This window comes from Deinococcus grandis (genome assembly GCF_001485435.1).
In the GTDB taxonomy this organism is placed as follows: domain Bacteria; phylum Deinococcota; class Deinococci; order Deinococcales; family Deinococcaceae; genus Deinococcus; species Deinococcus grandis.
Map to the genome: position 1 here is coordinate 95401 of NZ_BCMS01000005.1, position 13379 is coordinate 108779.

Below are 13379 nucleotides of genomic sequence, written 5' to 3' on the forward strand. Positions count from 1 at the left end.
TGGAGCCTCAGTTCAGGATGTAAGCCTGCTCCTCGAAGGCCGTCGGTGACTGATACCCCAACGACGAGTGACGACGGCGACGGTTATAGAACACTTCAATCCACTCGAACACCTCTGTCCGTGTCTGGGCACGGTCCCACTGCGCTTCGCCAAGCCCCATCTCCGTCTTCAATGTCGCAAAAAAGCTTTCCTGGACAGCGTTATCCCAGCATTCTCCTGCCTCGCTCATACTCTGAACGGCCTGCAATCTGTCCAGCGCCTGCTGGTACACATCGCTCGTATACTGGCTCCCTCGATCCGAATGATGCAGGAGTCCGCCTGGTGGGTTCCGACGAGCCACCGCCATCTCCAACGCCGCTGTGACCAGCGGCGTCTGAAGTCGCTCATTCAGCGCCCAGCCGACAATTTTCCTCGAGTACAGGTCCATGACCGTCGCCAGGTACAACCAGCCTTCACGGGTGGGGACATACGTGATGTCCGTGACCCACTTCTGATTCGGGCCGTCCGCAGTGAACACCCGATCAAGAATGTTTTCTGCGACTGGGCGCGAAGATTTCGCCTTCGTCGTCGTCCGGAACTTCCGCTTTCCACGCGCGACAAGCTGTGCTTGTCGCATGAGCCGCCTGATCCGCTGACGACTGACCTGCTCTCCCTGTGCCTTCAGGTCGGCTTGGATGCGCAGCGCCCCGTATGTTCCCCGGCTTTCCTCGAAGCTGGTCCTGATTTTCTCGATCAGCACGCGGTCTTTTGAGATCCTCTTGCTCTCCGGCCTTCCCCGCGCAGCGTAGTACCCGCTGATGCTCACGTCCAGAATCCGGCACATCAGCTCGACTGGAAACTCGTCGTGGTGCCGCTCGATGAACCTGAAGATCAGGGTTGCTTGGCGAAGAAGCGGCCAAGCCCCATACGGGTGCTGTTCTGGCCAAGACAGGCCAGCGCTTTTTTCAGGATATCCCGTTCCTGTCGTGCAATTTCCAGCTCCCGCTCCAGTTCCTTAAGGCGAGCCTCCTGTGGTGAAAGGGCGGGGATTCCCCGCCCGGTGAAGGCTGGGCGGCCGGAGGCCGTCTGGGTGTCCTGCTGCTGCTTCCACCGGACGACGTAGTGAGGGGGAACGCCGAGATCGCGGGCAATCTGGGCGCAACTCTTTCCGGTCGTGCGAACCAACCGGACGGCTTCTTGTTTGAACTCAGCGGTGAATTGCTGCTTGGGTACGGACATTCTGTCCTCCAGTGTGGATCACACTGAACTTACCCTCCACCAAACTCTATCCAGTTCAAGGCCAGCGAAATCGCCAGCATGTCGTCGAACCCGCGCTGGGCGGCTTCCAGGTCGCGGCGCTCGATACCGTCCACGATGCGCCCGTGGGTGGCGAGGTTCTCTTCCAGTTGCCCGCTGGCCTTGAGATGGGCGATGCTGCGGCGCAGTTGCTCCATCATGGGCCGCTGAATCGCCCGCATCAGCCGGGTCACCACCCGGTTTCCGGCCACCTCGGACAGCAGCAGGTGAAAGTGCATGTCGGCCTCGGCGTAGGCGTCTGGGTTGTGCATCTGGGCACCCATCGCCCCTACCGCCTCCCGCAGCCGCGCCACCTGGGCGGGCGTGGCGAGGGCCGTGGCCTGTGAGATGCTGAAGGCTTCGAGTATCCGGCGGGCCTGCATCAACTCCTCAAATTCCTGCTCGTCGCCCACCGCGCCCAGCCAGCCGTCAAAGGTGGGGGCCGCCCCCCCCACGCTGCTCACCACCGTGCCGCGCCCCGGACGGGCATCAACCAGCCCCGCCGCCGTGAGGACGCTGATCGCCTCGCGTACCCCGGCCAGGCTGGTCCCGAACTGCTGAGCCAGCTCACGTTGCCCCGGCAGACGGTCCCCCGGCTTGAAGGTGCCGTCGTTGATCATCCCCTGCAAGCGCGCGGCAATGTCGGCGCCGATGGAGGGGCGCTTTTGCAGGGGGCGGATGGCAGGCGGCGTGCGGGCTGGCATGGGGCCTGAAGTCTATCCCTCAAGCCCCATGTCTTGTTCTTGCACTCAGTTCACCTATTGTTCTGAACAATTGACTTTCAGAACAATACCCTCTTAGGATGTGGGGACACTGAAAACCTGACCAGAAAGGCGGTGTGAAGCCGCACAGGAGGATCTATGGAACAAGCGGCGTCGGTCTGGACGCAGAATTATGCGCCCATCGGGGGAAGTCTGTGGCTTTCCACGCTGGTGGCGCTGATTCCCGTCGTGTTTTTCTTCGTCGCCCTGGTGGGCCTGCGCCTCAAGGGGTACGTGGCCGGGGCCATCACGGTGCTGCTGGCCTTTCTGGTGGCGGTGCTCGGCTACGGGATGCCCTTCGCCAAGGCAGCCTGGGCCACGCTGTACGGCTTTGGCTATGGGCTGTGGCCGATTGCCTGGATCATCGTCGCCGCCGTGTTTCTGTACAAGGTGGCGGTCAAGACCGGGCAGTTCGAGGTCATCCGGCAGTCGGTGCTGAATATCACCGAGGATCAGAGGTTGCTGGTCGTGCTGATCGGCTTTTGCTTCGGTGCGTTTCTGGAAGGGGCCGCCGGATTCGGCGCGCCGGTCGCCATCACGGCAGCGCTGCTGGTGGGCCTGGGGCTGAACCCGCTGTACGCCGCCGGGCTGTGCCTGATCGCCAACACCGCGCCCGTCGCCTTCGGGGCGCTGGGCATTCCGATCACCGTAGCGGGCGGCCTCACCGGGATTCCGGCACACACCATCGGCCAGATTGCCGGGCGACAGCTCCCGCTGCTGGCGCTGTTCGTCCCGTTCTTCATGGTTTACCTGATGGACTCGGGCAAGGGCGGCATGAAAGCTGGGATGAAGGGCGTGCGTGACCTGTGGCCCGCGCTGCTGGTCGCCGGGCTGTCCTTTGCGGTCACGCAGTACCTCACCTCCAACTTCATCGGGCCGGAACTGCCCGACATCACCTCGGCACTCGTCAGCCTGGTCGCCACCGCCACCTTCCTGAAGTTCTGGAAACCGCAGGAAATCCAACCTATCCCCGCGCCGCAGACGGTGGGGGCGGCCTACCGGCCTGTCCAGACGGCCAACATGACCGCTGGAAGCGTCCTCAAAGCGTGGTCGCCCTTCCTGCTGCTCACGCTGTTCGTGGTGATCTGGAGCCTGCCCGGCTTCAAAGCCCTGTTCGACCTCAAGGCTCCCGGCCCGCTCGCCTGGACGGTGTCGCACTGGGACGTGCCCACCCTCAACAACCAGGTGTTGAAGGTGGCGCCCATCGTCGCCGAGCCGACCCCCTACGCCGCGAGCTACAAGCTCGACTGGCTCTCGGCCACCGGTACCAGCATCTTCCTGGCGGCACTCGTCAGCATGGCCGTGCTCGGCATGAAGGCCCGTGAAGGCGTGCAGACCTTCGTAGAAACCCTCAAGGAACTGTTCTACCCAGTTCTGACCATCATGTTCGTGCTGGGCTTCGCGTACATCGCCAACTATTCCGGCCAGAGCGCCACGATGGCCCTGGCGCTCGCGCAGACTGGGCACCTCTTCCCGCTGTTCTCGCCGATGCTGGGCTGGCTGGGCGTGTTCCTGACCGGCTCGGACACCTCCTCCAACGCGCTGTTCAGCGGGCTGCAACAGGTGACCGCGCAGCAAGTCGGCGTCAACCCCGCGTTGACCGTCGCCGCCAACACCACCGGGGGCGTGACCGGCAAGATGATTTCCCCGCAGAGCATCGCCGTCGCCTGCGCCGCCGTGGGCCTGGTGGGCCGCGAGAGCGAGCTGCTGCGCTTCACCGTGAAAAAGAGCCTGGGCTTCCTCGCTATCATCATGGTCATCACTTACCTCCAGGCCTACGTCGTGCCGGGGATGATTCCCCAGCCGTAATTCCCGCCTTTCCGGCTCCGGCTGCCATGTCGAAAGGGCCATGCAGAGGGGAAGGGGGAGTGTCGCGGTAACTGTCGTGACACTCCCCTTTCCCTCCCCCGAGAGGACAACCATGCACATCGATCTGTTCTTAACCTGCGTCAATGACGCCCTCTTTCCCGCCACCGGACAGGCGACCGTGCGGCTGCTCGAACGCCTGGGCCACACGGTCGGCTTTAACCCGGCCCAGACCTGCTGCGGGCAGATGCACCTGAACACCGGCTACCGGGACGACGCCCTCGATCTCGTCCGCAAGTTCGTGCGCGACTTCAAAGACTCGGAGGTCGTGGTCATGCCCAGCGGTTCCTGCGCCGCGATGGTACGCGAACTGTACGCCGAGGCCGCACGCTGGGCCGGCGACGACGAACTGCTGAAGGACGTGGAGGACCTCGCCCCGCGCGTCTTCGAGCTGTCCGAGTTCCTGGTGAACAAACTCGGCGTCACCGACGTGGGCGCGTACTACCCGCACCGGGTCACCTACCACCCCACCTGCCACGCCATGCGCGCGCTGCGGGTGGGCGACGCGCCGCTGCAACTCCTGCGGAACGTGCGCGGCATGACGCTGGTGGAGCTGGAAGGCGCCAATGAATGCTGCGGCTTTGGCGGCACCTTCGCGGTGAAGAATCCCGACGTGAGCGCCGCAATGCTGACCGACAAGGCGCGGCACATCATCGACACCGGGGCGGAGGCCTGCACCGCCGGGGACAACTCCTGTCTGCTGCACATCGGCGGCGGTCTGCACCGCCTGCGGTCGGGCGCCCGCACCGTCCACCTCGCCGAGATCCTGGCGAGCACCGAACAGGAGGTGTTCATATGAGCGATCACGGAGGCCTGCATCCCGCCCAGCCCTTCCCCGCCGCCGCGCGTGAGCAGGTGGTCAAGGCGCAACTGCGGGCCAACCTGCGCAAGGTCACCACCACCATCCGCGCCAAGCGGGCGAACGTGGTCGAGGAACTGCCCCACTGGGAACAGTTGCGGACGCTGGGGGCGGCGACGAAGGACGCCTCGCTCGTCAACCTCTCCGACCGCCTGCTGCAACTCGAACAGAGCGTCCGGGCGCGGGGCGGGTACGTCCACTGGGCGCGGGACGCGAAGGAAGCGCGCGACCTCGTGGCGCGCATCGCACAGGCGCACGGGGTGGACGAGCTGATCAAGGTGAAGTCCATCACCTCCGACGAGATCGAGCTGAACAAGGCGCTGGAGGAACGTGGCATCCACGCCGTCGAGACCGACCTCGCCGAACTCATCGTGCAGCTCTCGAACGACCGGCCCAGCCACATCCTCGTGCCGGCCATCCACCGCAACCGGGCGGAGATTCAGGCGCTGTTCAACGCGGAGCTGCCCGGCGAGGGCGCGCTGTCGGACAACCCCGCCGAACTCGCTGGCGCGGCGCGGCGCTACCTGCGCCACAAGTTCCTGACGACGAAGATGGCCGTCTCGGGCGTGAATTTCGCGGTGGCCGAGACCGGGACCGTGTGCGTCGTGGAGTCCGAAGGCAACGGGCGGATGTGCCTGACGCTGCCCGAGGTGCTCGTCAGCATCATGGGCATCGAGAAGGTGCTGGAGAAGGTCGAGGACATCAGTGTCTTCATGGAGCTGCTGCCCCGCTCCAGCACCGCCGAGCGCATGAACCCCTACAACTCCTTCTGGACGGGCGTGACCCCCGGTGACGGCCCGCAGGAGTTCCACCTGATCCTGCTCGACAACGGGCGCACCAACGTCCTCGCCGACGAGTTCGGGCGGCAGACCCTGCGCTGCATCCGCTGCTCGGCGTGCCTGAACGTCTGCCCGGTGTACGAGCGTGCGGGCGGGCACGCCTACGGCAGCGTCTACCCCGGTCCCATCGGCGCGATCCTGACCCCGCAACTGCTCGGGATGCACGACAAGAACGCGAACACGCTTCCCGGGGCGTCGAGCCTGTGCGGCGCGTGCTACGACGTGTGTCCGGTGAAGATCAACATTCCGCAGGTGCTGATCTACCTGCGCACCGAGGCGAACCTGCAAAAGGGTCTGACCGCCGAGGCGCTCGCCATGAAAGGCCTGAAGTTCATGATGTCGGAAGGCTGGCGCTTCGAGGGGGCACTCAAGCTCGCCCGCGTGGGCCAGGGGCCGCTGGTGCGCGGGGACGCGATTCCCTCGCTGCCGGGGATGCTCGGCGGCTGGACCCAGAGCCGTGACCTGCGGCCCTTCCCGAAAGAGGGCTTCCGCGACTGGTGGAAGGGCCGCAGTCAGGGCACAGGGCCAGCGGACGTGAACGCCGCCCCGCCCGAGACCGTGCAGAAGGCCGAGGACGGCCCCATCCCGCCGCAGAAGAAGGAAGGCGGCCAGTTCGACGCCGAGCCGCCCAGAGAGGACACGTTATGACTGCCGAGCCCTTTCCCTCCACGGCGGAAGCCAAACTGGAACTGCTGACCCGCATCAACCGCGCCATCGCCGGGGCGGAGCAACAGCCTCTGCCCCCCTACCCGGTGTCCGCGCCGCTCTCCCGTGAAGCCGTCTTGCACCAGTTCGAGGACCGCATTCTGGACTACAAGGCGGCGTTCACCCGCGTCCTGGCAGGCGAGATCGTGGGGGCGGTGGCGGCGGCGCTGGGCGGGGCGCGGCGGGTCATCGTGCCGCCCGGCCTCGCGGCGGCGTGGCTGCCCGCTGGCCTGGATATGCTGCGCGACGACCCGCCCTTATCACACGCCGACCTCGACCGGGCGGAGGCGGTGGTTACCGGGTGCGCGGTCGCGGTGAGCGAGACGGGCACCATCGTCCTCGACCACGGCCCCGACCAGGGCCGCCGGGCGCTCTCGCTGATCCCCGACCTGCACGTATGCCTGGTGCGTGGGGATCAGGTCGTGCAGACGGTCCGGCAGGCCGTGGACACTGTGGCCGCCAGCGTGCGCGCGGGCCGCCCCCTGACCTGGCTTTCGGGCGGCAGCGCGACCAGCGACATCGAACTGGTGCGCGTGGAGGGGGTGCATGGGCCGAGGCACCTGCACGTTATCGTCGTCGAATAGTACGGATTCCGTCTGAGCAATGGTCCGGACCCTTTCGAGGGGGAGTACGGCAAAAGAATTCTCGTGTTTCAAGAGGCACGCGGAGGACGCATGGACATGATTCGCTGGTTCCAGACACTAAGGATGGGTGACGTTGAGGTCGTGGGCGGCAAGAACGCCTCCATCGGCGAGATGATCCAGGGCCTCGCCGGGGCGGGGGTGCGGGTGCCCGGCGGCTTCGCCACCACCGCCGACGCCTTCCGGGCCTTCCTGACGCACAACCGCATCGAGGAGAAGATCAACGCCCGGCTCGAAGCGCTGGACGTGAACGACGTGGTCGCACTCGCCGCCGCGGGCCGGGAGATTCGCGGCTGGGTCGAGGAAGGCGAGCTGCCCGCTGAGTTGGAGACGGCCATCCGCGACGCCTACGCGCAGATGACGCAGGAGGCCGGGGGGACCGAGCCGGACGTGGCCGTGCGTTCCAGCGCCACCGCCGAGGATTTGCCGGAAGCGAGTTTCGCCGGGCAGCAGGAAACCTTCCTGAACGTGCGCGGCATCGACTCGGTGCTGCACCACGTCCGCCTGGTCTTCGCCTCGCTCTACAACGACCGCGCCATCTCCTACCGCGTCCACCACGGCTTCGCGCACGCGGAAGTGGCGCTGTCGGCGGGCGTGCAGCGCATGGTCCGCACCGACCTGGACGTGAGCGGCGTGGCCTTTACCCTCGACACCGAGAGCGGCTACCGCGACGCGGTGCTGGTGACGGCGGCCTACGGGCTGGGCGAGCTGGTCGTGCAGGGCGCGGTCAACCCCGACGAATACTTCGTGTACAAGCCCGCGCTGAGGGCCGGAAAACGCGCCGTGCTGCGCCGCACCCTGGGCAGCAAGGCCCGCAAGATGATCTACGCGGAGGGCGGCGGCGTGGAGAGCGTGGACGTGCCCGAGGAGGAGCGCCGCCGCTTCTGCCTCTCGGACGAGGACCTCACCGAACTCGCCCGCCAGTGCGTGACCATCGAGGACCACTACGGCCGCCCGATGGACATCGAGTGGGGCAAGGACGGACGCGACGGGCTCATTTACATCCTCCAGGCCCGGCCCGAGACGGTGCAGAGCCGCGCCGGGCGCACGCTGGAACGCTTCGAGCTGCAAGGCAAAGGTGAGGTGCTGGTCGAAGGCCGCGCGGTGGGCAACCGCATTGGCGCGGGGACGGTGCGGGTGGTGCGCGATCCCGCCGAGATGGACCAGGTGCAGGACAGCGACGTGCTGGTCGCCGACATGACCGACCCCGACTGGGAACCCGTGATGAAGCGGGCGTCGGCCATCGTGACCAACCGGGGCGGGCGCACCTGCCACGCGGCGATCATCGCGCGGGAGCTGGGGATTCCGGCGGTCGTGGGCACCGGGAACGCCACCCGCGAGCTGGAGAGCGGCGCCCAGGTCACCGTCTCCTGCGCCGAGGGCGACACCGGCTACGTCTACGCGGGCGAGCTGCCCTACCGCGTCAACCGCGTCGAACTCGACGCGATGCCGGAAGTCGGTATGAAGATCATGATGAACGTGGCCTCGCCCGACCGCGCCTTCTCCTTCGCCGCGCTGCCCAATGAGGGGGTGGGGCTGGCCCGCGTCGAGTTCGTGATCTCCAACGTGATCGGGATTCACCCCCGTGCCCTGCTGGATTATCCGAACGTGCCCGACGACGTACGGGCGCAGATCGAGGAGAAGACCGCCGGGTACGCCTCGCCACGCGACTTCTTCCGCGAGAAGCTGGCCGAGGGCGTGGCGAGCATCGCGGCAGCCTTCGCGCCCAAGCCGGTGATCGTGCGCCTCTCGGACTTCAAGAGCAACGAGTACGCGCACCTGATCGGCGGCCCCGCCTACGAGCCGCAGGAAGAGAACCCGATGATCGGTTTCCGGGGCGCTTCCCGCTACCGTTCGCCCGACTTCGCCGCGGCCTTTGCGCTGGAGTGCGAGGCGATCCGGGAGGTGCGGGACGAGATGGGCCTGACCAACGTGCAGGTCATGATCCCGTTCGTCCGCACGGTGGGCGAGGCGCAGACCATCACCCAGATTCTGGAGAAGAACGGCCTCCAGCGCGGCGAGAACGGGCTGAAGGTCATCATGATGTGCGAGGTGCCGTCGAACGCCATCTTGGCCGACCAGTTCCTCGAACACTTCGACGGCTTCTCCATCGGCTCCAACGACCTGACGCAGCTCACGCTGGCGCTCGACCGCGACTCCGGGCTGGTGGCCGACCTGTTCGACGAGCAGAACGAGGCGGTGCTGGCGCTGATGAGCCAGGCCATCCAGGCCGCCAAGCGAGCGGGCAAGTACGTGGGTATCTGCGGGCAGGGGCCTTCGGACCACCCGGCGCTGGCGGCGTGGCTGATGGAACAGGGCATTGATTCCGTCAGCCTCAACCCCGATAGCGTGCTGACCACCTGGCTGCACCTGGCCCAGGCGGACCCGGACGCGGACCAGCGTCCGGTGCAAGGGTGAGTCCGGCATGGATGCCCGCTTCCATCCCCACCTGACGGACTCCCCGACCCGGTGGACACGTCAGGTCTGCCCCCCCGGATTCCCCCGGCGGCAACTCCGCCGCCTCTCCCTCCTCATCCTGGGGGACAGGCGGGATGCGGTTCACCTGCTGGTTCCTTCTGCCCTGGTGCGCCCACGAGGGATCAGGTGGCGGGCATGACGGGCGGCGCGGCGGCTGCCGGTCCACGCCCGGTCCTGATCGTCTCCGACCACACCGGCTTGACGGCAGAGAACGCCGCCCGTGCCCTGCTCGCGCACTTTCCGGAGCAGTCCCTGGCGTACCTCCAGCGGCCCTTCGTCGCCACGGTTGAGGCCGCGCGGGGGGTGGCGCAGGAGGTCGCCACGCTGGCGAGCGGAGGCGAACGGCCACTCGTGTTCACCACCATCACCGAGCCCGAGGTCATGCGAGAACTGGAGGTGGTCCCCGCCCGGGTGTTCGACCTCCTTGGCCCCGGCCTCAGCCTCTTGGAGGAAGAGTTCGGCGAGCGGGCCACCCGCAGCGTGGGTCGCCACCACGACATGCATGACCAGACTTCCTACCTCGCCCGCATGGATGCCCTGGACTTCGCCCTGGCTACCGACGACGGCCTGGGGGACCGCCAGTACGGCCTGGCGGACGTGATCCTGGTGGGGGTCAGCCGCGCCGGCAAGACGCCCACCAGCCTGTTTCTGGCCCTCCAGCACGGCGTTCGCGCCAGCAACTATCCCCTTGCCGAGGATGACTTCGAGCGTGAGTCGTTGCCGATTCCCCTGGAGCCGTACCGCACCAAGCTGCACGGCCTGACCATCGACCCCCGCCGCCTGCACGCCATCCGCACCCAGCGCAAGCCGAACAGCCGCTACGCCAGCCTCGAACAGTGCGAACACGAGGTTCGCCGGGCCGAACGCCTCTTCGCGCGGGCCGGGATTCCCGTCCGCGACACCACCTCCGCCAGCGTGGAGGAGATCGCAGCGGGGATTCTCACACAATTACGACGGGTGTAAGGGTAGGAATACCGCAAAAACGAGGTATTCCCAGCGTACGCCCGAGCAGCAGCCTGAAAGAGTGGCCGCCTTGGAAGGCGGTTTCAGATAGCGAGACGACTTGGCGTTATGTCTTGGACTGTGGGCCTGAGAACAGTCCTCTGTCAAGCCTAAAACGATTGGACACGGCATGACGGCTCATCCCTCGTCGCTGTTCACTGCTGCTCAGCGTGAACAGTTCACCCGCTTCCCTGCCCTGGACGAGCGCATCCTCTCCCGGTACTACCTGCTCGACGCCGCTGACCTCCGCCTCGTGCGGGAGCGGCGTCGAGATTTCAACAAGTTGGGCTTCGCCGTGCAGCTCACCGTTCTGCGCCACCTGGGGCGCGGATTACGCTCCGGGGAAACGCCCCCCGAAGCCGTCCTGGCCTACCTCGCCGAACAACTGCGGGTGGATTCGGCGTGCTACACCCAGTACGCCACCCGCGAGCCGACCCGGCGCGAACACTTCGCGGCCCTGTGTCAGTGGCTGGGGTACGTCGAATTGTCGCGCCGACAGGGCGCTGAATTGCGTGACTGGCTGGTGCCGTTGGCCGTCGTCACCGATCAGCCTTTCCCATTGATGAGTGCTCTGATGGACGAGGTGCGGCGGCGGCACCTCCTGGTGCCGCGTTTCAGCGTTCTCGAACGCCTGGTTCGCTCGGCCCGCGTCCGCGCCGATCAGCACACCTACGGCGTGCTCAATTTGCCCCTCAAGGGCGACCTCGCCGAGCGGGTGGACGACCTGCTGGTGCCGCAGGGGGAAGAAGCGGTCTCGCGGTTCGCGTGGCTGGCGCGGCCTGTAGGCGCGCCCAAGCCCAAACATCTCCTGACCCTGCTGGACAAATTGGCCTTCGTGCGGACCTTCCCGGTGCAGAGCAACCTCCAGGCCTTTTTGCCGCAGAGCCGCCTGGAGCATCTGGCGGAAGAAGCCCGGCGGCTGAGTGCCTCGCACCTTGCGGACTTTGAACCCTGGCGCCGCCGGGCCACGCTGATGGCCCGGCTGCTCGACCTCTCCGAGACCCTGACCGATGCCGTCCTCGACATGCACGACCGCGTGATGGTGTCGCTGCTGCGGGAAGGCGAACGGGCTGCGGCGGAGATCTTCGGGCAGCAGGGGCCGCCACTCGTCGAGCAGTTCGGCACCTTCAAGTCGGTGTGCGCGGCGGTGATCGCCGCGCGTGAGCAGGGAGCTGACCCCTATCAGGCCATCGAAGCCGTCGTGAACTGGCAACAGCTCGTCGAGACCGTGCGGGAGAAGGAGGTGGTGAGTGCTGAGCAGCTTGATCCGTTGCACCATGCGATGAAGGGCTATGCGAAGGTACGAAGCTATGCCCCCCGGCTGCTGGCGGCCTTCACCTTCCATGCAGAGGGCAAGGCGGTACCCGTGGTCGAGGCGCTGAACCTCCTCCGCGAGATGTACGCGGCGAACAAGCGCACCTTACCTGAACACGTCCCCATCGGCTTTGTCCGGCAGAAGTGGGCCGGGCAGGTGTTCAAAGGCGGGGAAATAGACCGTCGGGCCTACGAGTTGTGCGTGCTGGACGAATTGCGGCTCGCGTTGCGAGCCGGGGATGTCTGGGTCACCGGGAGCCGCAAGTACAAGGACCTCGACGCCTACCTGCTGCCACAGGGCACCTGGCAGAAACGCCTCCCCGAGCTGTCCCTGGACCTGCCGGAGACGTTCGACGCCTTCTGGACAGCCACGGAACCCAGGCTCACAGAGCAGTTGCGTGAGGTGGCCGACCTGCTCGCCCGGGGCGAGCTGTCCTCCGTGTCGGTGCAACGCGGCAGGCTCAGGATCGGGAAGGTCACGCGGGCAGTGCCCGACGAGGTGGAGCCTCTGGGGCGCAGGCTGAGCGCGCGGCTCCCGCGCGTGAAGATCACCGACCTGCTGCTGGAAGTCAACGCCTGGACCCACTTCACAGGGGCCTTCCTGAATCTGCACAGCGGGAAGGAGGTGGAGCGGCATGACCATCTGCTGACCGCGATCCTGGCTGACGGGCTGAATCTGGGGCTGACCAAGATGGCGGAGGCTTCCCCGGACCCCGGTATGACCGCGCGCCGATTGATGTACCTCGCGGACTGGTTCGTTCGCCCTGATACGGACTCCGATTGAATGGCTTACAAAGCCGTTCAATCCGAGCGGAGCGAGTGGGAGAGAAACGGATTCCGGACGTGGAGTTGACAGATCGGTGGCGTTCCGATCTGTCAACGAAATAAACGGAATCCGTATGACTCCTACGCGGCGGGTCTCGCGGAGCTGGTGAACTTCCAGTCCAAGCTGCCCCTGGCCGCGTTGTGGGGCGATGGCACGACGAGCAGTTCCGACGGGCAACGCTTTCCGACAGGTGGGCGCGGGAAGACCTTCGGGCATCTGAATGCCAAGTATGGTCGTGAGCCAGGCGTCCTGTTCTATACCCATGTCAGCGACCAGTACGCGCCCTTCCACACCAAGGTCATTACCGCCAATGTGCGTGATGCGATGCACGTGCTCGATGGGCTGCTGTACCACCTGTCGGAGCTGAAGATCAAGGAGCACTACACCGACACGGCGGGCTACACCGAGCAGGTCTTCGCCCTCTGTCACCTCCTGGGCTTCCGCTTCGCCCCCAGGATTCGGGACCTGGGCGAGACCCGGCTGTACACGCCCGAGGTCGGCTCGGCCTATGGGCTGCTGGAGCCGCTGGTAGCCCAGCGGCTCAACCTGCGCCTGATCCGTGAGCATTGGGACGAGTTGCGGCGGCTCACGGCCTCGATTAAGGCGGGCACGGTGACGGCCTCGTTGATCCTGTCCAAGCTCGCTTCATATCCAAGGCAAAACGGTTTGGCGTTGGCCCTGCGCGAGCTGGGCCGCGTCCAGCGGACATTATTCACGCTGGAATGGCTGCGCGACCCCGAGTTGCGCCGCCGGGTGCTGGCGGGCTTGAACAAGGGGGAGGCCCTGCACGCCCTGAAGCGGGCAGTCGCTTTT

Annotated in this window: 7 protein-coding genes and 2 pseudogenes; 7 read left to right on the forward strand and 2 right to left on the reverse strand. The window is 66.3% G+C overall.

From position 1 onward, the window contains the following. Nucleotides 1-7: 7 nt before the first annotated feature. Both DEIGR_RS18750 and DEIGR_RS18760 read right to left on the reverse strand, forming a co-directional pair. Nucleotides 8-1218, reverse strand: a pseudogene (locus DEIGR_RS18750) (IS3 family transposase). 29 nt (nt 1219-1247) lie between these two features. After that, nucleotides 1248-1979 carry a FadR/GntR family transcriptional regulator gene (locus DEIGR_RS18760; protein WP_058979952.1) on the reverse strand — a complete coding sequence of 244 codons (732 nt, stop codon included), beginning with the start codon at nt 1977-1979 and terminating at the stop codon, nt 1248-1250. Nucleotides 1980-2135: 156 nt separating this feature from the next. Between DEIGR_RS18760 and DEIGR_RS18765 the strand changes: the two genes are divergently transcribed. From DEIGR_RS18765 to DEIGR_RS18795, 7 genes and pseudogenes are all read left to right on the forward strand, one after another. After that, a complete protein-coding gene (locus tag DEIGR_RS18765) occupies nt 2136-3845 on the forward strand; it encodes a lactate permease LctP family transporter (RefSeq protein WP_058979954.1) in 1710 nt (569 codons plus the stop codon). Between the two features lie 112 nt (nt 3846-3957). After that, a complete protein-coding gene (locus tag DEIGR_RS18770; protein ID WP_058979956.1) occupies nt 3958-4701 on the forward strand; it encodes a (Fe-S)-binding protein in 744 nt (247 codons plus the stop codon). After that, complete coding sequence (locus DEIGR_RS18775) at nt 4698-6248, forward strand: lactate utilization protein B (protein WP_058979958.1); 1551 nt, start codon at nt 4698-4700, stop codon at nt 6246-6248. The genes DEIGR_RS18770 and DEIGR_RS18775 overlap by 4 nt, the downstream gene beginning before the upstream one ends. Further along, nucleotides 6245-6889, forward strand: coding sequence for a LutC/YkgG family protein (locus tag DEIGR_RS18780; RefSeq protein WP_058979960.1), 645 nt, complete (start codon nt 6245-6247; stop codon nt 6887-6889). The genes DEIGR_RS18775 and DEIGR_RS18780 overlap by 4 nt, the downstream gene beginning before the upstream one ends. Nucleotides 6890-6979: 90 nt before the next feature. After that, entirely contained in the window at nt 6980-9364 is a 2385-nt protein-coding gene (gene ppsA / locus DEIGR_RS18785) for a phosphoenolpyruvate synthase (protein WP_058979962.1), read from the forward strand. A 195-nt stretch (nt 9365-9559) separates the two neighbouring features. Next, complete coding sequence (locus tag DEIGR_RS18790) at nt 9560-10387, forward strand: pyruvate, water dikinase regulatory protein (RefSeq protein WP_058979964.1); 828 nt, start codon at nt 9560-9562, stop codon at nt 10385-10387. 169 nt (nt 10388-10556) lie between these two features. Then, nucleotides 10557-13379, forward strand: a pseudogene (locus DEIGR_RS18795) (Tn3 family transposase); the annotation flags it as partial.

What these genes read in the sequence shown, in the direction of transcription:
- DEIGR_RS18780 (WP_058979960.1), top strand. Translation starts at nt 6,245, where the DNA reads ATGACTGCCGAGCCCTTTCCCTCCACGGCGGAAGCCAAACTGGAACTG.
- DEIGR_RS18760 (WP_058979952.1), bottom strand. Translation starts at nt 1,979, where the DNA reads ATGCCAGCCCGCACGCCGCCTGCCATCCGCCCCCTGCAAAAGCGCCCC.
- ppsA (WP_058979962.1), top strand. Translation starts at nt 6,980, where the DNA reads ATGGACATGATTCGCTGGTTCCAGACACTAAGGATGGGTGACGTTGAG.
- DEIGR_RS18770 (WP_058979956.1), top strand. Translation starts at nt 3,958, where the DNA reads ATGCACATCGATCTGTTCTTAACCTGCGTCAATGACGCCCTCTTTCCC.
- DEIGR_RS18790 (WP_058979964.1), top strand. Translation starts at nt 9,560, where the DNA reads ATGACGGGCGGCGCGGCGGCTGCCGGTCCACGCCCGGTCCTGATCGTC.
- DEIGR_RS18765 (WP_058979954.1), top strand. Translation starts at nt 2,136, where the DNA reads ATGGAACAAGCGGCGTCGGTCTGGACGCAGAATTATGCGCCCATCGGG.
- DEIGR_RS18775 (WP_058979958.1), top strand. Translation starts at nt 4,698, where the DNA reads ATGAGCGATCACGGAGGCCTGCATCCCGCCCAGCCCTTCCCCGCCGCC.